Annotated in this window: 23 protein-coding genes; 6 read left to right on the forward strand and 17 right to left on the reverse strand. The window is 63.0% G+C overall.

Annotated features, from left to right (window positions below; genetic code table 11):
* Positions 1-35: 35 nt before the first annotated feature.
* From RF641_RS07600 to hisS, 3 genes are all read right to left on the reverse strand, one after another.
* Positions 36-1175 (reverse strand): hypothetical protein, encoded by a 1140-nt coding sequence (locus RF641_RS07600; RefSeq protein ID WP_424572896.1) that lies wholly within the window; start codon positions 1173-1175, stop codon positions 36-38.
* A gap of 155 nt (positions 1176-1330) precedes the next feature.
* A complete protein-coding gene (gene aspS, locus RF641_RS07605; protein WP_424572897.1) occupies positions 1331-3133 on the reverse strand; it encodes an aspartate--tRNA ligase in 1803 nt (600 codons plus the stop codon).
* A gap of 88 nt (positions 3134-3221) precedes the next feature.
* The gene (hisS, locus tag RF641_RS07610; protein ID WP_047119193.1) at positions 3222-4544 is read right to left on the reverse strand and encodes a histidine--tRNA ligase; all 1323 of its coding nucleotides are present in this window, start codon (positions 4542-4544) and stop codon (positions 3222-3224) included.
* 183 nt (positions 4545-4727) lie between these two features.
* On the opposite strand from hisS, the gene RF641_RS07615 reads away from it, so the two are divergent.
* Positions 4728-6086 carry a DUF349 domain-containing protein gene (locus tag RF641_RS07615; protein WP_047119194.1) on the forward strand — a complete coding sequence of 453 codons (1359 nt, stop codon included), beginning with the start codon at positions 4728-4730 and terminating at the stop codon, positions 6084-6086.
* Between the two features lie 59 nt (positions 6087-6145).
* Positions 6146-6790 carry a hypothetical protein gene (locus RF641_RS07620; protein ID WP_424572898.1) on the forward strand — a complete coding sequence of 215 codons (645 nt, stop codon included), beginning with the start codon at positions 6146-6148 and terminating at the stop codon, positions 6788-6790.
* Here RF641_RS07620 and RF641_RS07625 read toward each other — a convergent pair whose 3' ends face one another.
* From RF641_RS07625 to pdxT, 9 genes are all read right to left on the reverse strand, one after another.
* Complete coding sequence (locus tag RF641_RS07625) at positions 6791-9058, reverse strand: RelA/SpoT family protein (RefSeq protein WP_047119196.1); 2268 nt, start codon at positions 9056-9058, stop codon at positions 6791-6793. It lies immediately after the preceding gene.
* A 273-nt stretch (positions 9059-9331) separates the two neighbouring features.
* Positions 9332-10306 carry a protein translocase subunit SecF gene (secF, locus tag RF641_RS07630; protein ID WP_424572899.1) on the reverse strand — a complete coding sequence of 325 codons (975 nt, stop codon included), beginning with the start codon at positions 10304-10306 and terminating at the stop codon, positions 9332-9334.
* Positions 10299-12035 carry a protein translocase subunit SecD gene (gene secD / locus RF641_RS07635; RefSeq protein ID WP_120989406.1) on the reverse strand — a complete coding sequence of 579 codons (1737 nt, stop codon included), beginning with the start codon at positions 12033-12035 and terminating at the stop codon, positions 10299-10301. Before secD ends, secF begins: the two co-directional genes overlap by 8 nt.
* Positions 12036-12090: 55 nt before the next feature.
* A complete protein-coding gene (yajC, locus tag RF641_RS07640) occupies positions 12091-12510 on the reverse strand; it encodes a preprotein translocase subunit YajC (protein WP_113606288.1) in 420 nt (139 codons plus the stop codon).
* Positions 12511-12695: 185 nt separating this feature from the next.
* A complete protein-coding gene (gene ruvB, locus RF641_RS07645) occupies positions 12696-13745 on the reverse strand; it encodes a Holliday junction branch migration DNA helicase RuvB (protein WP_082344761.1) in 1050 nt (349 codons plus the stop codon).
* 9 nt (positions 13746-13754) lie between these two features.
* On the reverse strand, positions 13755-14378 hold the full coding sequence (gene ruvA / locus RF641_RS07650; RefSeq protein WP_047119199.1) for a Holliday junction branch migration protein RuvA: 624 nt from the start codon (positions 14376-14378) through the stop codon (positions 13755-13757).
* Positions 14379-14463: 85 nt separating this feature from the next.
* Complete coding sequence (gene ruvC, locus RF641_RS07655; RefSeq protein ID WP_120989405.1) at positions 14464-15063, reverse strand: crossover junction endodeoxyribonuclease RuvC; 600 nt, start codon at positions 15061-15063, stop codon at positions 14464-14466.
* A 4-nt stretch (positions 15064-15067) separates the two neighbouring features.
* Positions 15068-15826, reverse strand: a complete 759-nt coding sequence (locus RF641_RS07660; RefSeq protein WP_047119201.1) for a YebC/PmpR family DNA-binding transcriptional regulator — start codon at positions 15824-15826, stop codon at positions 15068-15070.
* Between the two features lie 3 nt (positions 15827-15829).
* Positions 15830-16441: a pyridoxal 5'-phosphate synthase glutaminase subunit PdxT gene (pdxT, locus tag RF641_RS07665; RefSeq protein ID WP_120989403.1), complete on the reverse strand. Its 612-nt coding sequence runs from the start codon at positions 16439-16441 to the stop codon at positions 15830-15832.
* A gap of 404 nt (positions 16442-16845) precedes the next feature.
* Here pdxT and RF641_RS07670 point away from each other — a divergent pair, with 404 nt between their 5' ends.
* Both RF641_RS07670 and RF641_RS07675 read left to right on the forward strand, forming a co-directional pair.
* Positions 16846-17499, forward strand: coding sequence for a DUF6318 family protein (locus RF641_RS07670; protein ID WP_147407186.1), 654 nt, complete (start codon positions 16846-16848; stop codon positions 17497-17499).
* Positions 17496-18377 (forward strand): hypothetical protein, encoded by an 882-nt coding sequence (locus tag RF641_RS07675; RefSeq protein ID WP_424572900.1) that lies wholly within the window; start codon positions 17496-17498, stop codon positions 18375-18377. The genes RF641_RS07670 and RF641_RS07675 overlap by 4 nt, the downstream gene beginning before the upstream one ends.
* A 15-nt stretch (positions 18378-18392) precedes the next feature.
* On the opposite strand, the gene RF641_RS07680 is transcribed toward RF641_RS07675, so the two are convergent.
* Complete coding sequence (locus tag RF641_RS07680; protein ID WP_424572901.1) at positions 18393-19601, reverse strand: CapA family protein; 1209 nt, start codon at positions 19599-19601, stop codon at positions 18393-18395.
* Positions 19602-19694: 93 nt separating this feature from the next.
* On the opposite strand from RF641_RS07680, the gene RF641_RS07685 reads away from it, so the two are divergent.
* The gene (locus RF641_RS07685; protein ID WP_424572902.1) at positions 19695-21701 is read left to right on the forward strand and encodes a M3 family metallopeptidase; all 2007 of its coding nucleotides are present in this window, start codon (positions 19695-19697) and stop codon (positions 21699-21701) included.
* Entirely contained in the window at positions 21701-22465 is a 765-nt protein-coding gene (locus RF641_RS07690; RefSeq protein WP_047119205.1) for a GNAT family N-acetyltransferase, read from the forward strand. Before RF641_RS07685 ends, RF641_RS07690 begins: the two co-directional genes overlap by 1 nt.
* Positions 22466-22554: 89 nt before the next feature.
* Here RF641_RS07690 and RF641_RS07695 read toward each other — a convergent pair whose 3' ends face one another.
* From RF641_RS07695 to RF641_RS07710, 4 genes are all read right to left on the reverse strand, one after another.
* Positions 22555-23115 carry a dihydrofolate reductase family protein gene (locus tag RF641_RS07695; RefSeq protein WP_120989401.1) on the reverse strand — a complete coding sequence of 187 codons (561 nt, stop codon included), beginning with the start codon at positions 23113-23115 and terminating at the stop codon, positions 22555-22557.
* Between the two features lie 40 nt (positions 23116-23155).
* Positions 23156-24037 carry a class II glutamine amidotransferase gene (locus RF641_RS07700; RefSeq protein ID WP_424572903.1) on the reverse strand — a complete coding sequence of 294 codons (882 nt, stop codon included), beginning with the start codon at positions 24035-24037 and terminating at the stop codon, positions 23156-23158.
* A 186-nt stretch (positions 24038-24223) separates the two neighbouring features.
* Positions 24224-25126, reverse strand: a complete 903-nt coding sequence (gene pdxS, locus RF641_RS07705; RefSeq protein ID WP_047119207.1) for a pyridoxal 5'-phosphate synthase lyase subunit PdxS — start codon at positions 25124-25126, stop codon at positions 24224-24226.
* Positions 25127-25728: 602 nt separating this feature from the next.
* Positions 25729-26478 carry a glycerophosphodiester phosphodiesterase gene (locus RF641_RS07710; protein WP_113606294.1) on the reverse strand — a complete coding sequence of 250 codons (750 nt, stop codon included), beginning with the start codon at positions 26476-26478 and terminating at the stop codon, positions 25729-25731.

Here is a 26478-nt window from a genome sequence, read left to right on the forward strand (position 1 = left end):
GCGACCGTTTCTGCTTGTAAAGGGTTCTACAAACACTAGATATTGTCCTGGCGTTCGCTGACGGCATCGGCTGCCTGTTGCAGGGCTCGCAGCTTCGCCTGAACATGCTCTCCACGCTGCGAGGGAAGCAGTCTGGTAGCGAAGTAGGCCAGCAGCAGCATGCACAAAAAGGCGAGGAAGGCAGTCCACCACGAGATTCCGTTGGTGGATATTTCGCCTATATTACCGGACAGGTAGCAGCCGAATAGCAGCAGCAGCGCGCAATTCTTGAGCAACCAGCGACGATGCACCGCGGCTGCATTGCCCGGCGCCGCCTGGATGGTGAATTCGTTGGGTGTGCCCAGATCGTTGACGATGTCCGTGGTGTTCGCGTCCTGGGAGTTCTCGTGCCAGCCCTGCCTGGCTTCTTCCAGCACAGAGGCAGCTTCCCGCCGGGTGAATCCGTAGCGGCCACGAAGGATTCTCCTGGTCTGCGCAAACCATAGACCTGGATCCAGATTCAGGGCCGCCTCGTCGGCTGGGGAATGCGGCTTCGCGCTCGCCTCTGGCAGGAAGAAGACGCCCACTGCGAGCAGCAGGCCAAGCATCGGGACAACGGCATTGGGCGCTGGGATCGCCGCATCCTCCCCGGCCATCATGAACAGCGGCACTGCCACCAGGACGGTCGTGGGAAGCCCTACGGACAACAACAGCCATGCCGCCTTGAAACGCGAAGCGAGACGCAGGTAGGCGAAGCCCGTTCCAATGAGGGCAAGGGAGCCTCCCGCGATGAAGCAACCCAGCTGCCAGTACGTCCAACTCCAGGCGAGCCAGCCGTCCCTGAATGCGATCCAGAGGCCGAAGCCGACGGCCATGGCACCGATGGTGAGGCCGAATCCCAGAACGAGCGTGCGGAAGCTGTCAACGGGCAGTTCATCCTGGCCAACCTGTTGGGGGGATTTGATTTCGCGCACTCGATGCTTGCCAAAAATCCAGCCGTTGCCCAGGAGCTGCTCGGCGGATTCGCCACTGGCATGGATCCACTCGCGCTGGGCGAGCAGCTCTTCTTCGCACTGCGCCGGCGTGGCATCGGCGATGACCATGGCCGCATGGAATTGCTCGGCCCATTCGCGGTCGCCCGCTGGGTAGGAGTTGATGATTTTCGCGGTTGTGCTGAGTTCTGGATTGCTGCCCATCGCCGCCTCGCCGAAGTCGTCCTACTAGATCAGTTTTCAACCTAGTGCAGTTTTTTTCCCATGGCAAGCGCCAGCACGGGCCCGGCTTAACGGCAACGGGGCCGGGAGGATCCATGCGGATTCTCCCGGCCCCGTCCAGGCAGCTTGGGCCAAGGCTATTTGGCTTCTGCCTCAGCCCTCGACTCGGCGTCGGCCTTCTTCTTCTCGGGCTTGAAGTCGATGCCGGCCTCCTTGCGCTGCTGCGCGGTGATCGGCGCCGGAGCTTGGGTCAGCGGGTCGAAGCCGCCGCCGGTCTTCGGGAAGGCGATGACGTCGCGGATGGACTCCGAACCGGTGAGCAGCTGCAGCACGCGGTCCCAGCCCAGGGCGATGCCGCCATGCGGCGGGGCGCCGTACTTGAAGCCCTCGAGCAGGAAGCCGAACTGGGTCTGCGCCTGCTCCTCGCTCACGCCCATCAGCTTGAAGACGCGCTCCTGCACGTCGCGCTGGTGGATACGGATCGAGCCGCCGCCGATTTCGTTGCCGTTGCAGACGATGTCGTACGCGTAGGACAGGGCCGAGGCAGGGTCGGTGTCGAAGGTGTCCAGGAACTCTGGCTTCGGGCTGGTGAACGCGTGGTGCACAGCGGTCCAGGCACCGGCGCCCACTGCCACGTCGCCCGAGGCGACCGCGGCGGAGGCAGGTTCGAACATCGGCGCGTCAACAACCCACACGAAGGCCCAGTCGCCGTCCTTGATCAATCCGGTGCGGTGGCCGATCTCCACACGGACCGAGCCGAGCAGGGCGCGGGATTCGGCCTTGTCGCCGGCGGAGAAGAAGATGCAGTCCCCCGGCTTGGCGCCGGTGGCGGCGGCCAGGCCCGCCTTCTCCTCCTCGGAGAGGTTCTTGGCCACCGGGCCGGCCAGCTCGCCGTCTTCCTTGAGCAGCACGTAGGCAAGGCCCTTCGCGCCGCGCTGCTTGGCGAATTCCTGCCAGGCATCCAGGGTGCGGCGGGGCTGCGAGGCGCCGCCGGGCATGACCACGGCGCCGACGTAGGCCGACTGGAACACCTTGAAGGAGGTGTTCGCGAAGTACTCGGTCATCTCGGTCAGCTCGAGGCCGAAGCGCAGGTCCGGCTTGTCCGAACCGTACTTCTCCATGGCCTCGGCGTAGGTCATGCGGCGGATCGGGGTCGGGATCTCAACGTCGATCAGCGCCCAGATGGCTTTGACCAGCTTCTCGCCCAGGGCGATGATGTCGTCTTCCTCGACGAACGAGGCCTCGATGTCCAGCTGGGTGAACTCCGGCTGGCGATCGGCGCGGAAGTCCTCGTCGCGGTAGCAGCGCGCGATCTGGTAGTACTTCTCGAAGCCGCCGACCTGCAGCAGCTGCTTGAACAGCTGCGGGGACTGCGGCAGCGCGTACCAGCTGCCCGGGGACAGTCGGGCGGGAACGACGAAGTCGCGGGCGCCTTCCGGGGTGGAGCGGGTCAGCGTCGGGGTCTCGATCTCCACGAAGCCCTCGTCGTGCAGCAGGTTGCGGGCCACGCGGTTGACCTCGGAACGCAGGCGCAGGTTGCGGGTCGGGGTCGGGCGGCGCAGGTCAAGGTAGCGGTGGCGCAGGCGCGCCTCCTCGCCGACCTCGACGTGCTCATCAACCTGGAACGGCAGCGGCGCGGCGGTGTTCAGCACGATCACCTCGTCGGCGATCACCTCGATTTCGCCGGTGGGCAGGTTCGGGTTCTCGTTGCCTTCCGGGCGGCGCTCGACGGTGCCCTTGATCTGCAGCACGAACTCATTGCGCAGCGGGTGGAAGTCCTCCTCGTCGCGCACCACGACCTGGGCCACGCCCGAGGCGTCGCGCAGATCCAGGAACGCCACTCCACCGTGGTCACGGCGGCGGGCGACCCAGCCGGTGAGGGTGACCTGCTGTCCAATGTGCTCGGCGTTTAGCACGCCCAGCTGATGAGTGCGTAGCACTACGATCCTTTCGGTCGATTCGACAAAGTGCGAAGTTCTTCTTCGCAAGAGTTTAGTGCACCCGGTGCGGGTGCAGGGCGGCCGGAGCCTAGCCGACGGTGTTGTACAGGTCCTGCGCCGGCGGGGCCCAGACGGCCGGATCGGCGGAAACCTGCTCGCCGGAACGGATGTCCTTGACCTCGTGGGTGCCGTCCGCGTGGGTGAACCAGACGAACGGAATCCCGCGGCGATCTGCGTACTTGATCTGCTTGCCGAACTTCTCCGCGCTGGAGGCCACCTCGCAGGCGATCCCCCGTCCGCGCAGCGCGGCGGCGACGTCCTGCGCCTCGTGCCAGGAGTCGTCGTGGGCGAGGGTGACATACACCACCGAGGGCACCGAACGCGCGGCCTTCACCGTTTCCTCGGCGAGGATGCGGGAGATCAGGCGGGTGACGCCGATGGACAGGCCAACACCCGGGTAGGTCTTCTTGCCCTTGGAGGCCAGCGACTCGTAACGTCCGCCCGAGCAGATCGAGCCCAGCGATTCGTGGCCCACCAGCACGGTCTCGTAGACGGTGCCGGTGTAGTAGTCCAGGCCGCGGGCGATGGACAAGTCGGCCATGACCTTGCCCGGGGCGCGCTTGGAGGCGGCGGCGATGACCTGCGAGAGCTCGTCCAGGCCGGTGTCCAGCAGCTCGTGCTCGACGCCCAGGGCGCGGACCTGCTCGACGAAGGAGGTGTCCATGGTACGGATCTTGGCCAGCGCCAGCGCGGCGGCCGCCTGCTCGGCGGTGGCGCCGACGTCCTCGATGAGGATCTTGGCCACGGCGTCGTCGCCGATCTTCTCCAGCTTGTCGATGGCGCGCAGCACCGCGTCCGGGTCGTCGAGTCCCAGGCCGCGGTAGAAGCCCTCGGCGAGCTTGCGGTTGTTCACGCGCAGCCGGAAGTCGCCGATCGGCAGGGCGGAGAGGGCGTCGGCGATGGTCAGCGCCAGCTCGACGTCGTAGCTGAAGGGCAAGGTGCCCTCGCCGACCACGTCGATGTCGGCCTGGGTGAATTCGCGGAAACGGCCGTCCTGCGGGCGTTCGCCGCGCCAGACCTTCTGCATCTGGTAGCGGCGGAACGGGAAGGCCAGGTGGCCGGCGTTCTCCACCACGTAGCGGGCGAAGGGCACGGTCAGATCGAAGTGCAGGGCCAGCGCGTTCGGATCGTCCTTGTCGTCCTCGGCGGCCAGGCGGGAAAGGCCGTAGACCTCCTTGTCGATCTCGCCCTTGCGCAGCAGCTGCGCCCGGGTTTCCACGGCGCGGGTCTCGATGTTCGCGAAGCCGTGCAGCTCGAAGGTGCGGCGCAAGGTGTCGAGCACATGCTGCTCGACCACCCGCTCGGCCGGAAGCCATTCGGGGAAACCTGATAGGGAGGCCTTGCGTGCCATGAAACTCCTTGGTGCATCGTGCTGTAGGCAAAAACTGCGCGCAAACCGCCGTGCGAACGCGCCACCTACCCATCTTATAGCGCCAACACGAAGAAACCTGCGCACGTCGGCTTACTAAGAAGCGGAGGTCACAGGTAGAGTTGGCTGAGCAAGTACAGCGCAAAAAGTGAAAGAGTTTCAGCGGTGACCACCAGTCAGCAATCCGACGACAGCCAGAAGACCCCCGTGCCGCAGGCCGTAAAGCCTGCCGCGAAGCCGGTCGTAGCCCAGCCAGTCGTGCATTCCACGCCCCTTGACGAAGCGGCCAAGTTCGCCCGCGTCGCCGAGGACGGCCACGTATTCGTCATCATCGACGGCGCCGAGCACCCGGTCGGCCAGTACCCGGACGCGACCGCCGAGGAGGCCCTGGCCTACTTTGTGCGCAAATATGACGACGTCTTCTCCCAGCTGATGCTGCTCGAGCAGCGTGTGGCAGCCAAGGCCCCGGCCGGCGAGATGGGCAAGACCATCGACGCGCTGGCCGCCGCCGTGGCCGAGCGCCACATGGTCGGCGACATCGCGCTGCTGGAATCCCGGCTGGAAACCGTGCGCGTGGCGGTGCAGGAGCTGTCCGCGGCCCAGCGCCAGGCCAACGAGGCCGCCCGCGCCGAGCAGCTGGCCGTGCGCGAGGGCATCGTCGAGCAGGCCGAAGCCATGGCCGCCAAGCGCCCTGAGCAGATCCAGTGGAAGACCGCCTCGGCGGCCATGAACGAGCTGTTCGAGAACTGGAAGGCGACCCAGCGCTCCTCGGTACGCCTGCCGCGCGCCACCGAAGACGCCCTGTGGAAGCGCTTCCGCGCCGCCCGCACGACCTTCGACCGCCACCGCCGCGCCTACTTCTCGCAGCTGGATTCCACCAACGCCGCCGCGAAGGCAGTCAAGGAGGAGCTGATCGCGCGCGCCGAGGCGCTGCAGAACTCCACCGACTGGGCCGCTACCGCCGCAGAGTACCGCAAGCTCATGGACGAGTGGAAGAAGTCGCGCCGCGCCTCGCGCAAGGACGACGACCAGCTCTGGGGCCGCTTCCGCGCCGCCCAGGACGTGTTCTTCCAGGCCCGCGCCGAGGCCAACGCCGCCGTGGACGCCGAATTCGCCGCCAACCTCGTGGTGAAGGAAGCCCTGCTGGAGGAAGCCCGCGCGCTGCTGCCGATCAACGACCTGGCCGCCGCCAAGGCCAAGCTGGATTCGATCCGCGGCCGCTGGGAAGACGCCGGAAAGGTGCCGCGCGGGGACCTGCAGCGCATCGAGTCGGCACTGCGCCAGGTGGAGGACGCCGTGAAGAGCGCCGAGGAAGAGCAGTGGCGCCGGTCCAACCCGGAGACCAAGGCCCGCTCGAACTCCATGCTCTCGCAGCTGCAGGAGACCATTGCCGCACTGGAGGCCGACCTGGCCGCCGCGCAGGCGAAGGGCAACGCCAAGCAGATCGCTTCGGCCCAGGAAGCCCTGGACGCCCGCCGCATGTGGCTGAGCACCCTGGAGAAGTCGGCAGCCGACTTCGAGTAATAATCCACAGTTCGCACGAGCACCGCCAACGCGGCGGCGTCACCTGCTTCAGTAGCCCTATGGAGAATCTACATCCCACGGCTTCTGGACGGTGCGCCGCCGCGTTGCGCATTCCGGAGGATCTGCTGATTGCCGGCGAGCTGTTCAGCCGCAATGAACTCGGGGCCATGGCCGGGCGCGGCCTGGTGCGCGAGGCGATGGGCAACTGCTTCGTGCCCATGTTCTTCAGGTACGACGCCGGGGTGCGGGCGCGGATCGCCGCGTTCGTCTCCGGGCGCCAGCTGCAGCGCCACGACGTGATCTGCCGCGAGACCGCCGCCTGGGTGCACGGGCTGCTGCCCTACACCTTCGCGCTGCGGATCAATTCGCCCGGCTACCGGCGGCCCTATCGCCCGGGCAACGGGCTGCAGGTGAGCTTCTCGCAGTTCGAGCTGGCCGAGGAGGAGATCATCTTCCGCCAGCGGGTGAAGGTCACCGGCCTGCTGCGCACGGTGTGCGACTGCGCGGCCTACGATCCGCTGCCCAGCGCCACCAGGGTGCTGGCGGAGGTGGTGCGGCTTCAGGACAAGTTCCTGCATTTGGATGCGGTGGCGCAGCGGCTGGCGCAGTATCCCGCGCAGCCGGAGGTGTCCCGGGCGTTGCGGCTGGTCGAGTCCTTCGCCCCGGAGCGCCAGCTGGACGGGGACCGGCCGGCCGCGGCCTAGCTACCGCCGTGAGCCTGCGGTGGTGCGGTAGACGTCGTACACGCCGTCGATCCGGCGCACCTGGTTCAGCACGTGGCTCAGGAACTTCGGGTCGCCCATTTCGAAGGAGAAGCGGGAAATCGCCACACGTTCCCTGCTGGTCTGCACCGAGGCGGAGAGGATGTTCAGGTGGTTCTCGGAGAGGATCCGGGTCACGTCTGATAGCAGCGACTTGCGGTCCAGCGCCTCGACCTGGATTTCCACCAAGAAGACCCCGTTGTGCTTCGAAGCCCAGGAGACGTTCACGATGCGGTCCGGCTCCCCGGCCAGCTGCGCAAGGTTCAGGCAGTCGGTGCGGTGCACCGAGACGCCGGCACCGCGGGTGACGAAGCCCTGGATCTCATCCGGCGGCACCGGGGTGCAGCAGCGGGCCAGCTTGACCAGCACGTCGCCCACGCCTTCCACGATCACGCCGGCGTCGTTCCCGGTCCGCTTGGTGGGGGCGTTGACCTTGACGTCGGCTTCCTCGTCGACCTGCTCGGCCTCCGGAGGGCCGATGAGCGCGGTGAGGTGCTCGATGACGTTCTGCGCGCTGGTGTGCCCGTCGCCGACCGACTGGTAGAGCGCGGAGATGTCCGAGTGGTGCAGTTCGCTGGCCACCGCGGAGAGCAGGTCGTGCGTCATCAGCTTCTGCAGCGGCAGCTGGTTGCGGCGCAGCTCCTTGGTGAGCAGCTCCTTGCCCTTCTCGATCGCCTCCTCACGGCGCTCCTTGGAGAAGTAGCCGCGGATCTTGGCCTTGGCGCGCGGGGACTTGACGAAGTTCTGCCAGTCCTGGGAGGGCCCGGCGCCCTCGGCCTTGGAGGTGAAGACCTCCACCACGTCGCCCTGCTTGAGCTCGGTGTGCAATGGGACCAGCTTGCCGTTCACGCGGGAGCCAATGGTGCGGTGCCCGACGTCGGTGTGGATGGAATAGGCGAAGTCCACCGGGGTGGCGCCCACCGGCAGCGACATGATGTCGCCCTTCGGGGTGAAGACGTAGACTTCTGCGGAGCTGATGGTGTAGCGCAGCCCGTCCAGGAACTCCTCGGAGTCCTCGGTGTCGGCCTGCCATTCCATCAGAGAGCGCAGCCAGTCCATGTTCTGCTCCGGGGAGAGCATGGAGTTCGCGTGCTGCCCGTGCTTGTACTGGAAGTGCGCGGCCACGCCGTATTCGGCGCGCACGTGCATGTCGTGGGTGCGGATCTGGATCTCCACCGGTTTGCCCTCGGGGCCCATCACGGTGGTGTGCAGCGACTGGTACAGGTTCAGCTTCGGGATCGCGATGTAGTCCTTGAAGCGGTTGGGCAGCGGGTTCCACTGCGCGTGCACCACGCCCAGGGCGCCGTAGCAGTCCTTGACGTTGTCCACCAGGATGCGCACGCCCATCAGGTCGTGGATGTCGTCGAAGTCCTTGCCGCGCACGATCATCTTCTGGTAGATCGAGTAGTAGTGCTTCGGGCGGCCGGAGACCGACGCGTGGATCGCCACTTCGCCGAGATCCTTGTCCAGCGTCTGGCGGATGTTGGCCAGGTACTTCTCGCGTTCGGGGGTGCGGTCCCCCACCATGCGCACGATCTCCTGGTAGACCAGCGGGTGCAGCGCGGCGAAGGACAGGTCCTCCAGCTCCCACTTGACGGTGTTCATGCCCAGGCGGTGGGCCAGCGGCGCGAAGATCTCCAGGGTTTCCTTGGCCTTGCGCGAGCTGGATTCGGGCGAGACGTAGCGCCAGGTGCGGGCGTTGTGCAGTCGGTCGGCCAGCTTGATCAGCAGCACCCGGATGTCGCGGGACATCGCCACCACCATCTTGCGCACCGTCTCGGCCGGGGCCGCGTCGCCGTAGGTGACCTTGTCCAGCTTCGTGACGCCGTCCACCAGCATCGCGATCTCCTCGGAGAATTCCTTCTTGACCGACTCCAGGGAGTACTCGGTGTCCTCCACGGTGTCGTGCAGCAGGGCGGCGGCGAGGATCGAGCCGGTCATGCCCATTTCGGCCAGGATCGTGGCCACTGCCACCGGGTGGGTGATGTAGGGGTCCCCGCTCTTGCGCTTCTGCCCCTCGTGGTACTTCTCGGCGACCTCGTAGGCGTGGACCAGCAGGTCCAGGTCCGCCTTGGGGTGCTTGGACTTCACGGTGCGCAGCAGCGGTTCCAGCGTCGGCGAGGTGCTCGGGGTGCTGCCGCGGCCTGCGAAGCGCACCAAACGTGAGATCGAGCGTCGTTTCCCATTGTTCAGGTTAGGCGTGTTGGCCATGCCCCGCTCCTTCCACGTTGCACCGGTCAAACAGAGACGGCGCCGCGCACGGCGAGATGATCGCCAGGTGCCGACGCCACTGCCTGCGTTCGGTCGAGATCAGTGCCGCCACGGGGGTTACCGCGGCTACCAGTAAAAACACGTTCTCCAGTTTATTCGTTATAGCACGTGAACCCGGTGTCCACGAATTCCGCGGTGTCACGGGTTAAGAAAATCGGCACCCCGCCACACAGGTGGCGGGTGCCGATTTTCTTCGGGCCGGGGGCCGGCGGACTAGGCCGCGGCGGCTTCCAGCTTCTTGGTGTGCGCGACGACCTCGGGGTCGTTGCGGCGCAGCCACGCGTACAGCGGGGCCTGGACGAAGATCGTGGACAGGGTGCCCACGATGATGCCGACGAACAGGGCCAGCGACAGGTCCTTGAGCGTACCGGCGCCCAACAGGTAGGAACCGATGAAAAGGATCGAGGCGACCGGCAGGACCGCCACCACGGAGGTGTTGATCGAGCGCACCAGGGTCTGGTTGATCGCCAGGTTCACCTGCTGCTCGAAGGTGCGTTCATTGCGCTTGGAGAAGTCCTTAGTGTTTTCGCGGATCTTGTCGAACACCACGACGGTGTCGTACAGCGAGTAGCTCAGGATCGTCAGGAAGCCGATGATCGCGCTCGGGGTGATCTCGAAACCGGTCAGCGAGTAGATGCCGCCGGTCACGATGATCACCGTGAACAGGCCGATGATGGCGGCCAGCGACATCTTCCAGGTGCGGAAGTACGCGGCCATCAGCAGGCCCACCAGCACCACGAAGACCAGCAGGCCGACCAGGGCCTGGCGGGAGACGTCCTGTCCCCAGGTCGGGCCGATGAAGTTGCTGGTGACCTCGTCGGCGCTCACGCCGTAGCCGGCGGCCAGGTCCTTGGCGATGGCCAGGGTCTGGTCGTCGGACAGGCGCTCGGTCTGGATGCGCATGGTGCCCGGGGCGATGTTGGTGACGGTCGCCTCGGCCTGCCGCGCGACGGCCTTGACTGCCTCCTCGCCGATGCCCTGCTCGGTGTGGGTCGTGTTCGACACGGTGAACTCCGAGCCGCCGCGGAAGTCGATGCCAAGGTTGAAGCCGCCCTTGACGACTGGCAACAGTATGGACAAGACCACCAGGACCGCCGCGATGCTGAACCACAGGCGGTGCTTGGAGGTGAACGGGTAGGAGCGTTTACCCGTGTAGAGCTCGTTGCCCCACGTGACCAGCTTATTCATTGTTCTCCTCCTGCGCCTGGTCCTTGGCGGCCTTCGCCTTGGTGGAGGCGGAGACCGCTTCGGCGCGGCGGCGTTCGGCGATGGTCATGCGCTTGGCGGCCTCTGCGCCCGCCTTCTGGTTCTTCTTCCCGCGGTTCGCATCGACGTTGTCGGTGAAGCGGCGGATCTGGCCCGCGCCCTTGTACAGCGGCTCGGCGCCGAGCAGCGAGGGGTCCAGGCCGGAGAAGCGGTGGCCCTCGGCGAAGAACTTCGTGCGTGCCAGCAGCACCAGCGTCGGGTGGGTCATGCCGTACACGACCACGAGGTCGATGATGGCGGTCAAACCCAGGGTGAAGGCGAAGCCTCGCACGTTGCCCACGGCCACGATGTACAGCACCACGGCCGCCAGCACGTTGACCGCCTTGGAGGCCAGGATGGTGCGCTCGGCGCGCTTCCAGCCGATGGCCACGGCGCTTGCCAGCGGACGCCCGTCGCGCAGCTCATCGCGCACGCGTTCGAAGTACACGATGAACGAGTCGGCGATCAGGCCGATGGCCACGATCAGGCCTGCCACGCCGGCCAGCGACAGGCGGTAGTTCATGCCCCAGCCCAGCAGCACCAGCGCCAGGTAGGTCAGCACGCCGGAGGCGATCAGCGACGCAATGGTCACGAAGCCCAGCGCGCGGTACTGGAAGATCGAGTAGATGAACACCGCGAACAGGCCGATGATGCCGGCGATCAGGCCGGCCTTGAGCTGGTCGGCGCCGAGGGTGGCGGAGACCTGCTGCTCGGACTGGATGTCGAAGCTGATCGGCAGGGCGCCGTACTTCAGCTGCTCGGCCAGCGCCTGGCTGGTCTCCTGGGTGAAGCCGCCGGAAATCTGCGGGCGGCCGTCGGAGATCACGGCGTTGGTCGTCGGGGCGGAGATCGTGTTGCCGTCGAGCACGATGGCGAACTGGTTGCGCGAACCGGTCAGCGAGATCAGCCGCTGGGTGGTGTCGGCGAAGGTCTTGGTGCCTTCGGAGTTGAACTCGATGACCACAACCCATTCGCCGGTGACCGAGCCGTTCACGCCGCGCGCCAGCTGGGCGTAGGCGTCGGCAATCTGGTCGCCGGGGATCTCCTGCGGGCCGAGGATGTACTTCACGCCCATGCGCTCATCGCACGAGATCATCGGCTTGGCAGGATCGTGCGTGGTGGTGCTGGCTTCCTTCAGCTCGGTCGGGCAGTCGTAGGCCTCGAACTGCTTGTACAGGTCTGCGCTGATCCAGTTGGTATCCGAAGGGTTCTCCGGTTTGCCGGTCGGCTTCGGCAGGTCCTTGGCAGGGGTGCGGTCGGCCTCCGGGGTGGCGGTGAACGCGCCGGTGATCAGCACCGGGCGGAACTCCATGTTCGCCGAGGCCTGGATCAGGTCGCGGGTCTCCTGGCTCGGAACACCCGGCATCGAGACGACGACGTTGCGTCCGGACTGGGTGGTGATTTCCGATTCGGTCACGCCGGCGCCGTCAACGCGCTGGCGGATGATCTCCACCGCCTGGTCCAGCTGCTCCTGGCTGATTGCCTGGTCGCCCTGGACACGCGGGGCCAGGATCATCTGGGTGCCGCCCTCCAGGTCCAGCGCGAGCTTCGGTGCGAAGCTCGTCTTGCCGCTGAGCACGCCGCCCACCAGCACGCCGGAGGCGATGAGGAAGACCACCAGCAGCCACAGCAAGGCTTTGCGTGCCTGCTTCACAGGTCTAATTGATGACATCTAATGTGCTTTCTCGTCTAGGCGGACCAATGCGGACCGCCGCGAATCGGCCTGGCTAGGCGTTGCGCTCATCCTTGCCTTCGTCGTTCAGGCGACGAAGGGACTCCTCCGGGGTTTCCACGGTGGACGACGGGGCATCGGCCTCGGCCACAGCAGGGGCGGCCGCCGCGGCAGCAGCGTCGTTGTCCAGGAAGGTTGCAATGGCCTGGCGGTGCAGGGTCAGCACCACGCCGTTGGCGACTTCGACCTGCACGCGGTCCTCGGCGTCGATACCGACGACGGTGCCGAAGATGCCCGAATTGGTCATGACCTTCGCACCCGGGACGGTGTTGTTCTTCAGTTTCTCCTGCTGGGCTGCCTGCTTCTTGCGCCCGCGGAACATCATGAAAATCAGCACTGCGAACAGCGCGATCATCAGGATCATCGAGGGGTTGAAGCCGCCGCCGGCGGCTTGGGCGATCACCAGAGAGTTCACGTAAATTACCTGCTAACGATTCGTTGCGAATGCTGAAAATTCGGGATGCTGCGGGCGTCAGCGACGCGCAAAACAGCAAAGACGCCCCACCCAGGCCCTGTCGAGGGCATAGGTCAGGCGTCTTTAGTCTAATGGGTGCGCGACTACGGGCGAACCATTTACGCGTCCGGTGAAGCGATGCTGGTCTAATCCTCATCGTTTTCATAGCTTTGGGCGCTGGCGAAAATGGCGTCCTTGGGCATGGCGATCCCCAGATGCTGCCAGGCGCTGGGCATTGCGATTCGCCCGCGCGGGGTGCGTCCCATCAAGCCCTCGCGCACGAGGTATGGCTCGGCGACGGTCTCCACGGTTTCGGTTTCCTCACCGACCGCAATGGCCAGGGTGGACAGGCCCACCGGTCCCCCGCCGAACTTCAGGCACAGCGCCTCGAGCACCGACCGGTCAAGTCGGTCCAATCCCCTGGAGTCGACCTCGTACATGTCCAGCGCGGCTGCCGCGGATTGGGCGTCGATCTCCTCGAGCTTGTGCACCAGCGCCCAGTCGCGCACGCGGCGCAGCAGGCGGTTGGCGATGCGCGGGGTCCCGCGGGAGCGTCCGGCGATTTCGGAGAAGGCTGCCGAGGTAACCCGCAGGTCCAGCATCATGGCCGAGCGGCGCAGCACCAGCTCAAGCTCCTCGACGGCGTAGAACTCCAGATGGCCGGTGAAGCCGAAGCGGTCGCGCAGCGGGCCGGGCAGCAGGCCTGCGCGGGTGGTGGCACCCACCAAGGTGAACGGCGGCAAATCCAGCGGGATGGCGGTCGCGCCGGCGCCCTTGCCCACGACGATGTCGACGCGGAAGTCCTCCATCGCCATGTAGAGCATTTCCTCGGCCGGCCGCGACATGCGGTGGATCTCGTCCAGGAACAGCACTTCGCCTTCGGTCAGCGAGGACAGGATGGCGGCCAGGTCGCCGGCATGCTGGATGGCAGGTCCCGAGGAGATGCGCAGCGGCGCGTTCATTTCCGCGGCGATGATCATCGACAAGGTGGTCTTGCCCAGCCCCGGAGGGCCTGAAAGCAGCACGTGGTCGGCGCTGCGTTCGCGGATCTTGGCCGCTTCGAGCACCAGGGAAAGCTGCTGGCGCACGCGGGACTGGCCCACGAAGTCGTCCAGGTTGCGCGGGCGCAGCGCGGCTTCCAGCGCATGCTCCTCCGGTTCGCTTCCGGCGTGGGTCAGCGGTTTGGAATCAGACACGGGGTAATCCTATCGGGCGCGGTTGGCGCTGGACATGCTGCGCAGGGCCGCGCGCAGGATGTCGGCCACGTTGCCGGTGGCGACGATGTCGGGATCCGCCTTGGACAGCGCCTTGAGCGTGGCGGTGGCATCCTTCTCGCTCCAGCCCAGCCCGGTGAGCGCCTCGATGACCTGCGGTTCCCAGACCGAGGCGGAACCGGCAGCTGCGGATCCGGAGGGCACCGGGGCGCCGGTGGGAACGAGCTTGCCGTTCAGCTCCAGCACGATGCGGCTGGCGCCCTTGGGGCCGATGCCGGAGACCTTGGTGAAGGCGGCGGTGTCCTTGGTGTTGGCGGCGATGCGCACTTCTTCGGGGGTGTGCACGGCGAGGATGGCCAGGCCGGTACGCGGCCCGATTCCGGAAACGCCGATGAGCACCTCGAAGACGTCGCGCTCCTCGGTGGTGGCGAAGCCGAACAGGGTCATCGAGTCCTCGCGCACCACCATGGAGGTGTGCACGGTGGCCTCGCGGCCCTGGTGCAGGGTGGACAGCGTGCCGGGGGTGGCATTGACCAACATGCCAAAGCCGTTCACGTTGAGCACGGCGGTGTTCAGGGACACCGCTTGGACGGTGCCGGTCAATGAGCTGATCATGCCACTCCTTGGGATATATGTTCGATCCCAGACAGTTTATCGAAGATACCTACGAAGCGCGACGTCTGCCTACCGCGGGTGAGTCTCAGCGCCGGGCGGCGCGGTGCTTGGCCGAGGCCTCGGCGGCGATCCAGGCGCGTTGGGCGGTGGTGAGCTGCCGGGATCCGGAGGAGCTGGCAGCGGAGGCGGAAGCATTGGAGCCGGCGGCCGCGCCGCGCCATGCGTGGGCGATCGCCAGGGCGACCGCGTCGGCGGCGTCAGCTGGTTTGGGTGGCTCGTCCAGGCGGCAGATCTTGGCGACCATCTTGCCGATGGCGGCCTTGGTGGCCTGCCCGGAGCCGGTGACCGCGGCCTTGACCTCGGTCGGGGTATGCAACGCCACGGGGATGCCGCGGCGGGCGGCGGCGGTGATGACGATGCCGGTCACCTGCGCGGTGCCGATCACCGTTGAGACGTTCACCTGGGCGAAAACCCGTTCGATGGCCAGCACGTCCGGCTTGTGGGTATCCAGCCAGGCGTCGATCGCGTTCGCGATGGCCAGCAGGCGGGCATCCAGCGGGGTGCCCGGCGGGGTGCCCGCGACGGTGACGTCGACGAGTTCTACTTGTCGGCTTGCAGAAACGTCGACCACGGCCAACCCGCAGCGGGTCAGGCCGGGGTCGACGCCCACGACTCGAAGGGACAAACCCCTAGTTCTCCTCGTCCAGCGCTGCGCGAACCTCGTCGGACAGGTCGGCGTTGGTGTAGACGTTCTGCACGTCGTCCAGCTCTTCCAGCGCGTCGAACAGCTTCAGGAACTTGCGGGCCCCGTCCACGTCCAGGTCCACCTTCATGGACGGCAGGAATTCCATTTCGTCGGACTCGTAGGCGATTTCGGCCTCATCCAGCGCAGCTGCCACGGCGCGCAGGTCGCTTGGCTCGCAGACGATGGCGAAGCTGTCGTCCTCGTCCAGAATCTCGTCGGCACCCGCGTCCAGGACAACCATCAGCAGGTCGTCTTCGGTCAGCTCGCCCTTCGGCAGGCGGACAACGCCCTTGCGGGCGAACAGGTAGCTCACGGAGCCCGGGTCGGCGATGGAGCCGCCGTTGCGGGTGATGCCCACGCGGACCTCGGAGGCCGCACGGTTCTTGTTGTCGGTGAGGCACTCGATCAGCAGTGCGGAGCCCTGCGGACCGCGCGCTTCGTAGATGATTTCGGTGTAGTCGACGACCTCGCCGGTCAGGCCCGCACCACGCTTGACGGCGCGGTCGATGTTGTTGATCGGCACGGAGTTCTTCTTGGCCTTGCTGACCGCAAGTTCAAGAGCAGGGTTGCCGGCCATATCGGCACCGCCGGCACGGGCTGCTACTTCAATGCCCTTGATGAATTTCGCGAAGGCCTTGGCGCGCTTGGCGTCAATGGCTGCCTTCTTGTGCTTGGTTGTTGCCCATTTGGAGTGGCCTGACATGCTTTAAGCGTCTCCTCGCGTAATTTTGATGAAGAATTCATGGATGGCAGCGCTTCCGGATACCTCCGGATGAAAGCTGGTTGCCAACAGATTTCCCTGACGTACTGCAACGATTCTACCTTGTGACGACGGATCCGCTCCGGGTACGGTGCTGATCACTTCAACGTCCGGGCCAACCTGCACCGCTTCAGGGGCTCGGATGAACACCGCTTCGAGGTTGACGCCGTTGAAATCCAGTCGGTTCTCGAACGAATCGACCTGCCGTCCGAAAGCGTTGCGACGAACCGTCATGTCGATCCCGCCGAAAGTCTCCTGGACCGCGCCATTGCTGGCAACGGCGGGATTTTCCAGACGATCAGCCAGCATGATCATTCCTGCGCAAGAACCATAGGCCGGCATGCCGTCGGCAATACGTCGGCGAATCGGATCAGCGAGACCATAAATGCGCGACAGGCGGTCAATCACCGACGACTCGCCGCCAGGAATAACTAACGCGTCGATCCGCCCCAGATCTTCAACAGTACGCACGGGCACAGCGACTTCACCAAGTTCTGTCAACGAAGCCAGGTGTTCACGAAAATCACCCTGCAGGGCAAGGACACCGAAGAGCGGCATGGTTCTACCTTCACAATTGAATCGATCCCCCACGGACTCGACGCTCAAAAAACGGAATCCATCGGGACAGCGCGCAGGCAATCCAGCAAGCGCCGGATCAACGTTATTCCTCCCCCACTGCTCATACAGGTTTTATTACCAGGCGTGTCGCGATTCTTTCGCATCTCCAGAAGCGCTCGAAACAACTATCTGCGTTGCCCACTTCCGCACTTGACTACCACTAGTGGGCTCGCGGTCTGAATTGCATACCAGCAGCTTTGAGTAGATTCCGGAATTTTCAAGTAAGCACGACTGCATCGCTTTGCGCCAGTTATCCACAGATTTGAGCAAAACTCTCCCAATCTTTGAGCGCCGGGCATAGGATGACGCTCACTACGGCATCCTAGTGACTACGGAGAGTTCCTATGAGCGCTCGGAAAATTGCATGTGTAGCGCTGCTTGCAGCCAGCTCGATCGCACTCGCAGCATGCGAGTCCGGCCCCGAAACGCCGCCTACTCCAACACCAGCCCAGAGTCAGGAAAAACCGAACAGCAGTGCAGCCCCAACCCAGTCATCATCCAGCTCACCAAAAGAGACGGAAGAATATAAACCCGCCTCAGCAAAAGGTCCTGCTGAAAACGTGCCGATTCCGAAAATGCCAGCACAGGCAAGTGAAAACACTGCTGAAGGTGCCGCACATTTCGCCGAATACTACTTTGAATTAATTAACTATCTTGTTGAATCGAATGACTCAACGCCCCTAAAGAGAGTCACTTCGCGAGCTTGTGAACTCTGCGGCGAATACTTGATCGACCCTGCAGCGAGAGCGCAGGTCTCAGGCAAATGGCAAGTAGGGGGGAAACACAAATTCAGAGTTACAGATTCATATATGTCGGCGAAGAATAAAGCTGCCGTATCAATGGCCTATTCGATTGATGAAGCAGAATTTTATTTCATACCAAACGAGTTGGACTCCACTGAGAAATCCACTGATTCGATGAGGTTGACTCTGGCTATCGAATACGCCAATGGATGGAAAGTTCAGAAGATCATAATTATTGAGGATCGTAAGTCATGATCACGAGACTACTTTCCACAACCGCAATTGCGGTAACTTTTCTAACCTTCAATGTTGGGGCATCCCCAGCACTGGAACTGCCAGATTGCGAGCGTGACAAAGTGTCGATGAAGGGAGAAGATGCAAGCCATATTTGCGATGAGACTAAAATGATTCAAATTGATGAGTGGCACATCGAATCTCCCGAGAATAAATACAAACCAATTGATGGGCCTAGATACAAAATAAGGGACTATGATCCTTGCGTTCTTGGGCGACAAGAAATTCTCGGATGCGACGCCAACCCAGACTTACCGCAATGCGATGATGGCTCATATCCAATTAGTCGTCAAATATTTGACTTAGATGGAAATCTGTTACGTGACCTAAGCTACTGCCCGGGAGATCCGCCTGCAATTAGGATTCCTGATGATCAAATCATAAAGGAAATAATAATCTCACCCAATAAGTTTCGAACCTTTCCGATTAAAGCTTCTAAATTGAGCAGTGACCCGAACGGCTTTACACTGCGCAACGGAAACACACATTTCTGGGCAAGCCATGATTCTCAAGAGTTCAACTCGAACTTATCTGGTGCAGATGTCAAGATCAGAGCAATCCCTGTCCAATGGAATTGGAACTACGGAGACGGAACTACCCGAAAGCTGCATTCATCTGGGCAACCGAGTCCAGAACACACATTGCATGATGAGACGCCTACAAGTCACATCTTCGAAGAAACGGGGAAGTTCAGCGTCGGTGTCACCACACTATATCGCGGTGAATTCAGCGTGGATGGGGGTCCGTGGCAAAGTATTCCAGGACAAGCGGCCGTACCCAGCACTCCAATAACGATGGACGTTTGGAGAACCAAGAAAGAATTGATCGCAAATGAATAAGGGAGCGGAAGCCCACTAAGGCAGGGTCCACTCCTCCAATCCATCATCAACGGCTCCGTAGGCATCAACGGTCTTCAGCGTCCGTTGAAGTGACGCATTAGCATCCGCATCGGATACGCATGTTTCTGTGGTGGCGACCTGGCACCATGCCACCGGCGCTTTGCTTAGCTGGTGCGGAACCCACTGAAGTTTTGACACGTCCCAGTTCTCGCCGTCGCGAGCAAAAGTTGCCTTTACACTGATCCCCTCACGATTCAGGATCGTAGGGGTGGCATGCTTTGCGACCGAGTTCCCAAGACCGTACACGATCCACGTTCCCTTGTACTTCTCGATCGGCAGGACCGAGTGCGTATGGTGCATGTAGACGAAATCGAACTCCCCCGAGCTGGCCAATGCTCGGCCGAGTTTTCGCTGGGACTCAGTTGGCGCACTCGTGTACTCCGCGCCGTCGTGCACCGCAGCCACCACAATGTCAGCCCCGGCCTTACGTGCAGATTTCGCACGATCAATGAGTTTCGATGAGTTGACCCCCGTGTCGACTCTCCAATCAGAATCAGCGCGCATCCCGTTCAACGAGTACGTTGTGGCAACAACACCGAGCTTCACGCCACTGATGTCCATAATGGGTGGCTGCTCGGAGTCCTTCTTGCTCTTATAGCTTCCTGTCGAGAACATTTCATTCTTTGCCAGAGTGTCAAGGGTTCGGATGACTCCTTTGGTGCCCGCGTCCACGGTGTGATTCGTCGCGGTGGTGCACCCGTCATAGCCGATAGCGGCGAGATCGGAGACGATTTGCGAGGGAACAGTGAATAGCGGGTATCCGGAATAAGGAGGGGTGCCGATCGGCGTCTCCAGATTGCACAGGGCTACATCTGCGTCCTGAACGTATGGCTTGAGGCCAGCCAAGAGTGGCTCGAAGTCGAAGTCTTTGCCATTGCCGTCGGATTTCCCGGCAGCGGTTTCTGCTTCATCTAGCAACTGCGGGTGGAGCAGCACATCCCCGGTCACCATGAGGGACAACTCCTCGGGTCGATCCATTGGTGTTTCCTTCGGGCCATCCTGGTCCTTTGCTGGCTGCGAAGCTTCAACGGTCGGTGCGGCAGATGTCGATGTGAGCGCGCCTGATTGTGTTTGCGGCGCAACGCTGCATCCAGATGCCAGGGCCGCAGGAAGTGCAATTGATACGGTCAGCGCAGCGAAGCGAATGGGCAAGGGAAAGCTCATACGCCACAGCATACCGGTGGATCGCAGTTCGCCCTTGGCATGACATTGGCGTCAATGCAAGCTGGGTCACGTTCAATATGGGAACCTTAGGGCATGTCGAATCAGCTCCTTTCTCCCAGCCAAAATCCTTATCAATGGCCCGAATTCCAGTCGCTTACCGCGGAAGACTATGTTGTTGCAGCGCGCCAGGGCGCCGCATTGCAGCAGGAGGAGCTGGAGGCGATTACGTCCAATAATGAACCTGCGACATTCGATAACACGCTGGTAGCTCTCGAAGCCTCAGGTCAGGTGCTTCGTCGGACGCTGATGACATACTTCACCGTGCTCTCCGCCCACGGAACCGAGGACCTGCGTGCGATCCAAAGCGAGATGTCGAGCATCATGACACGCCAGCAGGACGCCATTCACCTGAACGAAACTTTGTTTTCTCGTTTACAAGCTTTAAACCTTGATTCTCTGGTAGGTGAGGATGCTCGACTGGCCGAACAGACCCTCAGGGAATTTGAACAGGCAGGAGCGGCCTTGGGATCAGAGGCCAAGGACAAGCTCTCGAAGCTGAACGAACAAATTTCGGAGCTTTCCAGCCAGTTCTCGAATCTGGCATTGGAAAACCAGAATAAGCATGCGGTGCATTTCGCCGACGCAGCGGAGCTTGAAGGATTGGGCGACGCGGCAATAGCTGCGGCGGCCAAGGCTGCTCTTGACGCCGGGTATCCAGACGGCTTCTTGCTGCCTCTGGTTTCGCCTTCGCAGCAGCCTGTGCTTTCCCAACTGGCTCGCTCGGAATCCCGCCGCAAGGTTCACGAGGCGTCGCTATCCCGCGGCCTGAAGTCGACCTTGGAACTCGCGGCACAAATGGCATCCCTGCGTGCAGAACGAGCCTCGGTACTCGGCTTCGCGAATCACGCCGAGACGGTGCTCGCCGATGCAACGGCGCCGAGCACCGCAGCCGTAGCCGAACGACTCGCGGAGCTGACAGCCCCAGCCGTGCGCAATGCAAACGCCGAGGCTGGGATACTTTCCGGCCTTGCCGGCGGCCCGATCAATGCATGGGACTGGCGCTACTATTCGGAGAAGGTGCTTCAGGAGAAGTTCTCGGTAGATACGTCGGCGCTTCGCGAGTACTTCGAGCTTGAGCGGGTCCTGGTTCAGGGCGTCTTTGCCACCGCGACCCGATTGTACGGAATCACCTTCACCGAGCGATTCGATCTACCGGGCTACCATCCTGATGTACGTGTCTGGGAGGTCTTCGACGCCGATGGCAGCGCACTGGCGTTGTACAGCGGAGATTTCCTGGCTCGGCCCACCAAGAAGGGTGGCGCATGGATGACGACGCTGCGCGACGGCGCATCGTTCCTCAATGAGCGCCCCATCGTCACCAACACCTTGAACATCGCCCCGCCAGCGGACGGAGAACCGGTACTGCTGACGCTGGACGAGACCAACACGCTGTTCCACGAGTTCGGGCACGCCTTGCACGGGATGTTCGCGAATGGGAAGTACGCCTCGCTCTCCGGAACTTCGGTGCCACGGGACTTCGTGGAATTCCCTTCCCAGGTCAACGAGATGTGGGCGCTGCATGAAGATGTGGTCGGCGGATATGCAAAGCACTACGCGACCGACGAGCCGCTGGATCCATCCGTGCTGGAAAGCTTGCGGGCCTCGGAATTATGGGGGCAGGGCTTCGCGACGACCGAATACCTGGCCGCGAGCGTCCTCGACTGGGCCTGGCATACCATCGAGCCGGGAACCGTCATCGCCGATCCGGAAGCATTCGAACAGCAGGTGCTGGTGGAGGCCGGATTCGATCCGCAGATGATCGCGCCGCGCTACCGCACCGGTTACTTCCAGCATATCTTCGCCAACGGCTACTCGGCCGGGTACTACTCCTACATTTGGAGTGAGGTGCTCGATGCCGACACTGTGCAGTGGTTCGCGGAAAATGGTGGCCTAATGCGGGAAAATGGTAATCGGTTCCGCGAGGAGCTGCTGTCGCGCGGCAATACGCGCGATCCCCTTGAGTCCTACAGATTGTTCCGCGGACGCAATGCAGAGGTCGAACCGCTGCTGCGCCGTCGAGGATTGGTGAACGCAGAATAATGACGACGATTGCCTCCGCACAGGAAGCGTTGAGCCACTGGCATCAGGCGCTGGCCGTTGCCACTGGCGGCAAGATTTTTACCACCCACGGCTGCTCATGGGCTTGGCAGCCGGTGCGCCGACGCCTAGTGCTGCTCTTCCCGGAAAACCCGGAACCTGCAGGCCTGCGCCCCGCCCTGGCCGAAGGCATGCGGCTCGGCGCCCGCCGGGTGGAAGCCTGGGTGAATTCGGGCGCGGATGCCACGCAGCTGAAGGCCGCCGGGTTCAGCGATAACGCCCAGGTCTCCTGGCATGCGGGGCCGCTGGCCATTCCGATGGACCGCTGGGACGGAAAGATCCGCCTTGGCAACAATGTTCCGGAAGCCACCGGAGCCGACGCCGCTGAACTGGCAGTCACGAATCTGTGGAGGGAAGCCTCACCCCAGCTTTCCAGTGGCCACCCGGCGTTGCGCCGGGTAGAGCATGCGGTTGCCCGCACCGAGGAAGGCAACATTGTCGGCCGCGGTTTCGCCCAACAGGGTCTCGGCGGACAGTTGATGGTCCATGCGCTGGCCGTCGGCAGCGATTTCCGCCGTCAGGGCATCGGCACTGCACTGCTGCACGGCCTGTCGCGTTCGATGATCAACCCGCTGGCTCCCGTCGAAGACGAGGGCCCGACCGAATTGCTCGCAGCGGCCACTCCGTCCAGCGCCGATTTCTTCACGGCCAACGGCCTGAAGCTCCTTGGGCGAGGCCGTCATATGGTGCTGCGTTCTTGGGCCTAGAAGCTGCTTGAGACTTTGTTGATCGGCAAGGGCCGGAATCGGTATCGATCCCGCCGCTTTGCATCCCTTGACGTAGCTGCGGCCGAACTTCATTCCCTTTTGAGCACCCGGTACCGCAGCCTCGCGAACGGTCCGGCTTGCCGTGCTTCCACGAGCTTGAGACGGTCGCTGCCTATCGCACGAGGCAGCAGTGACGCACCGGCAGCAACGGTTGCCGGTGCGATCGTCAGCGCCAGCTCGTCGAGCTCGTCGATGTCAAGGAACTGCCCGAGAAGCTCTCCGCCGCCCAGCACCCAGATATTGCCAGTGCCTGCGGCATTGCGGATGTGGTCCAGATGCTGGGCTACCGCACCACGCAGCAGCCGGACATCTGCCCCCTGCGGGATTGGCAAGTCGCGATGCGTAAAGACGTACGTGGGCCGGTCCCCGTAATAGGTGTGCCATTTTGCGGGGTGCTCCATGAATTTCTCATGCTCAAGCACCCAGAGGTACGTGTTGGCGCCTTCAACATGTACGGACACGTCCCGCGGCAACAGATCCGGGTCTGGTTGTTCATCCCCTCCGACGTCGAATAGCCATTGGAGGCTGTGGTCGGCATCGGCCAGATAGCCATTGAGCGTGGTTGCGGCATCAAAGATTATTTCACCCATGGACCAAGTCTAAACACGCTGCCGGCTCCGGCCGGGCCCCTCAGGAGTCGAGGTTGATCGGCATAAATCGCGCAGGCTGGCCGGTTTCCAGCATCCCGATCGACGCGCTGGGAACTTCCCGCCATGTATGCCTGCTCCAGTGCAGTTCGAGGGGCTCGGAAACCACCAGCTGCGCATTTTCAGGCAAACGATCATTTTGGCCATCGACCGTCAGCAACACGGTAGGGCCCGTTGCGTGGTAGAGCGACGGGGCTTGGACGCCCTGCGCATCCGGGCTGACCCAGCGCAGGACTATCAATTGCTGCCCGTTGGATACGCACATGGTAGCGGTGAACGGATCGGCGATCCCGTGCTCGTTGCGTGCCCGTTCCACCCGTGCCACCATACGCGACATGCCCGCCACAGGATCCTGATCCAGTCCATAGGTCAACGCTAGGAAAAAGCAAACCTCGGTGTCTGCATTGCCAAGGATGGAGGGGTAGAGCGCCGCGTCGACGTCGAAGGTGAGCTCACGTTTGAGTGTGGCGAATTCCGGGATCGTTCCATTGTGCTGAAACATCCAGCTGTCGTGGACGAATGGGTGGCAGTTCTGCTCGGCGATCGTACCGCCGGGCGCGGCCCGGACATGAGCAAGAACACAGTTGGATTGAATCTGCTGCGCCAGATGGCGCAGGTTCTGGCTGTCCCAGGCCGGGCCGATCTGCCGATACCGCCCCAGCGTTCCCCGCAACCCGGCCCACGCCATGCCGAACCCATCCCCGTTCGTGGGGAACGCATGAGCTGCAAAGCCCTCGGCTAGCCGGTAGTGGGGCAGGTACAGTTCGCGCGCGTGCAGGCTCTGGTCGATCAGCGAGTGATTGGGGCGCAGCAGGATGTCTGCGATGTCTATTGGCGAACCGAGATAAGCGAGCCAACGGCACATGGTCCCCCCTTGAAACGTCCGATGGACTTTACGATATCGTTGCCAGTCTGAGTGGACAAGGAATCGCAACCACAGCAATCGTTCGTGCGGAGAGCAGGCACACCCGCGTTCAAGGCACACCGCTATTCAGGAGACGACGAAACCCCCAAGGTGGCCTTGGGGGTTTCAATCAGATAGAGCAGGTGCTTACCAGCCGCGCTCAGCCAAACGGTGAGGCACAGGAACATCGGCGACGTTGATGCCGACCATGGCTTCGCCCAGGCCGCGCGAGATCTTGGCCAGTTCGTCCGGGTTGTCGAAGAAGGTGGTGGCCTTCACGATGGCTTCGGCGCGCTGCACCGGGTTGCCGGACTTGAAGATGCCCGAGCCAACGAAGACGCCGTCGGCACCCAGCTGCATCATCATGGCAGCGTCGGCAGGGGTTGCGATGCCGCCCGCGGTGAACAGCACTACCGGGAGCTTGCCGGTGGCGGCAACTTCCTTGACCAGCTCGTATGGAGCCTGCAGTTCCTTGGCGGCAACGTACAGCTCGTCTTCCGGCAGGGCCGAGAGCTTTGCGATTTCCGCGCGGATCTTGCGCATGTGGCCGGTGGCGTTGGAAACGTCGCCGGTGCCTGCCTCGCCCTTCGAGCGGATCATCGCGGCACCTTCGTTGATGCGGCGCAGAGCTTCGCCGAGGTTGGTGGCACCGCAGACGAACGGCACGGTGAACGGTTGCTTGTCGATGTGGTTCTCGTAGTCGGCTGGCGAGAGGACCTCGGACTCGTCGATGTAGTCGACACCCAGCGACTGAAGGATCTGCGCCTCGACGAAGTGGCCAATGCGGGCCTTGGCCATCACCGGGATGGAGACCTCGTTGATGATGCCGTCGATCATGTCCGGATCGCTCATGCGGGATACGCCGCCCTGGGCGCGGATATCGGCAGGAACCCGCTCCAGCGCCATGACAGCGACCGCGCCTGCATCTTCAGCGATACGTGCCTGCTCCGGGGTGACAACGTCCATGATGACGCCGCCCTTGAGCATTTCAGCCATGCCGCGCTTAACGCGGTCCGAACCGATAACTGGGTTCTGGGAGTTCGAAGACATGGGGAGAACTGGTTCCTTTCAATACTGCATAAAAATGTCGCTGGGCGCCCGAGATCCGACCGTGGAATGCGGGGAGCGACGAGGTGGTACCCATTCATCGTAGGATCAGCGAAGTTCATAACCTTGAGTGTTGCGTAACATTGTTACGGTAGGAGATTTATCCCTTAGATCAGGTTTCCGGCGTAACAATTGGATCTCCGCGTTACCTCTGGTCAAAGCCTATTTTCACGAATTTGCTACGACATTGCCGCACGCTAGATGAGTTGTCATAGGGCAAAACCCCGGTGTCACATTCTGGGCTCCAATGCCATGCGGATCAATGCTGCGCTTCGGGCATCTACGGCTCTCGCCAGCAGTCTTGGTAGATTCCGACATTCGGCGGCAGATTTTCACTGCCCGGTCAGTGCATCCCTGTTGATGGCCAGCCTTCGACAACGTCGTCTGCGCCGGGCTCGTGGGTCGTGTTCGTTTCTGGTTTCGCATGTTTTTAGCGCGGACCGATGCGTCGGTCCACGCACGTTTCGTGCGCATTGCATATATGCAGAAGGCACCGCCATTCGGTGAGCGTGAGCTTCGGAACGACGGTGCCATGGATCTGCTGGCTATGCAGGAATCTCGGCCACGATGTCGGCTATCCATGTTTTGGCGGCCGCCGGATCATCGGCGCAGACCGCGGCGGCTCCGATCGCCAAGGCCTGACGCACGTCGTCCGGACCGCGAAGCGGCCAGAGCGTGGGCAGGTATCCCTTACGGTGGAGCTCCTGCACCGTAGCATCGCGCACAGCGTGGACATTCAGATGCACAAAGGTCGCCTGGCTTTCGGCCAGCAATCCAAACAGCGCGTCAACATCGTCGGTCAGGGTGGTGGTGCCTCCGAGGATGAATCCCCGCGAAACCTGCGGGCACAATGTCTTGATCTGCACCAGTGCCTCATGGTTGAAGCTCGTGAACTGCAGCCGCTCGAAGTCCTGCGGCCTGGCATTGACGATCGCAGCAGCTGCCGGGACGACACGGGGATCCTTGATCTCGATCTGGATGGCGGTGGTCGTGGCGTCCAGTGCCTCGGTGAGTGTAGGAATACCCAGCCACTCCCCCAGATCGACACCTCGAAGTTCTTCCATCGTCAGGGTAGCTACATTGATGCCGGCGAGGGCACCCGGTGTGGGGGCAACCCGGTCAATCGTCTCGTCATGCAGGATGAACACCTCGCCGTCGGCAGACAGCCTGATATCCAGCTCGATCTCGGCAACACCCAGCTCTTCGGCATAGCGGTAGGATTCCAGCGTATTTTCCGGGCGATGGGCCATGGCGCCGCGGTGCCCGACAAGTCGCATTCCAGTCATCTGGCTCAT

The organism is Arthrobacter sp. 'calajunan' (assembly GCF_046940185.1).
GTDB classification, from domain to species: Bacteria; Actinomycetota; Actinomycetes; order Actinomycetales; family Micrococcaceae; genus Glutamicibacter; species Glutamicibacter soli.

What these genes read in the sequence shown, in the direction of transcription:
- secD (WP_120989406.1), bottom strand. Translation starts at nt 12,035, where the DNA reads ATGTCATCAATTAGACCTGTGAAGCAGGCACGCAAAGCCTTGCTGTGG.
- RF641_RS07700 (WP_424572903.1), bottom strand. Translation starts at nt 24,037, where the DNA reads ATGTGCCGTTGGCTCGCTTATCTCGGTTCGCCAATAGACATCGCAGAC.
- pdxS (WP_047119207.1), bottom strand. Translation starts at nt 25,126, where the DNA reads ATGTCTTCGAACTCCCAGAACCCAGTTATCGGTTCGGACCGCGTTAAG.
- RF641_RS07710 (WP_113606294.1), bottom strand. Translation starts at nt 26,478, where the DNA reads ATGAGCCAGATGACTGGAATGCGACTTGTCGGGCACCGCGGCGCCATG.
- RF641_RS07660 (WP_047119201.1), bottom strand. Translation starts at nt 15,826, where the DNA reads ATGTCAGGCCACTCCAAATGGGCAACAACCAAGCACAAGAAGGCAGCC.
- pdxT (WP_120989403.1), bottom strand. Translation starts at nt 16,441, where the DNA reads ATGCCGCTCTTCGGTGTCCTTGCCCTGCAGGGTGATTTTCGTGAACAC.
- RF641_RS07685 (WP_424572902.1), top strand. Translation starts at nt 19,695, where the DNA reads ATGTCGAATCAGCTCCTTTCTCCCAGCCAAAATCCTTATCAATGGCCC.
- hisS (WP_047119193.1), bottom strand. Translation starts at nt 4,544, where the DNA reads ATGGCACGCAAGGCCTCCCTATCAGGTTTCCCCGAATGGCTTCCGGCC.
- secF (WP_424572899.1), bottom strand. Translation starts at nt 10,306, where the DNA reads ATGAATAAGCTGGTCACGTGGGGCAACGAGCTCTACACGGGTAAACGC.
- RF641_RS07680 (WP_424572901.1), bottom strand. Translation starts at nt 19,601, where the DNA reads ATGAGCTTTCCCTTGCCCATTCGCTTCGCTGCGCTGACCGTATCAATT.
- ruvA (WP_047119199.1), bottom strand. Translation starts at nt 14,378, where the DNA reads ATGATCAGCTCATTGACCGGCACCGTCCAAGCGGTGTCCCTGAACACC.
- RF641_RS07620 (WP_424572898.1), top strand. Translation starts at nt 6,146, where the DNA reads ATGGAGAATCTACATCCCACGGCTTCTGGACGGTGCGCCGCCGCGTTG.
- RF641_RS07690 (WP_047119205.1), top strand. Translation starts at nt 21,701, where the DNA reads ATGACGACGATTGCCTCCGCACAGGAAGCGTTGAGCCACTGGCATCAG.
- RF641_RS07695 (WP_120989401.1), bottom strand. Translation starts at nt 23,115, where the DNA reads ATGGGTGAAATAATCTTTGATGCCGCAACCACGCTCAATGGCTATCTG.
- RF641_RS07675 (WP_424572900.1), top strand. Translation starts at nt 17,496, where the DNA reads ATGATCACGAGACTACTTTCCACAACCGCAATTGCGGTAACTTTTCTA.
- RF641_RS07600 (WP_424572896.1), bottom strand. Translation starts at nt 1,175, where the DNA reads ATGGGCAGCAATCCAGAACTCAGCACAACCGCGAAAATCATCAACTCC.
- RF641_RS07625 (WP_047119196.1), bottom strand. Translation starts at nt 9,058, where the DNA reads ATGGCCAACACGCCTAACCTGAACAATGGGAAACGACGCTCGATCTCA.
- RF641_RS07670 (WP_147407186.1), top strand. Translation starts at nt 16,846, where the DNA reads ATGAGCGCTCGGAAAATTGCATGTGTAGCGCTGCTTGCAGCCAGCTCG.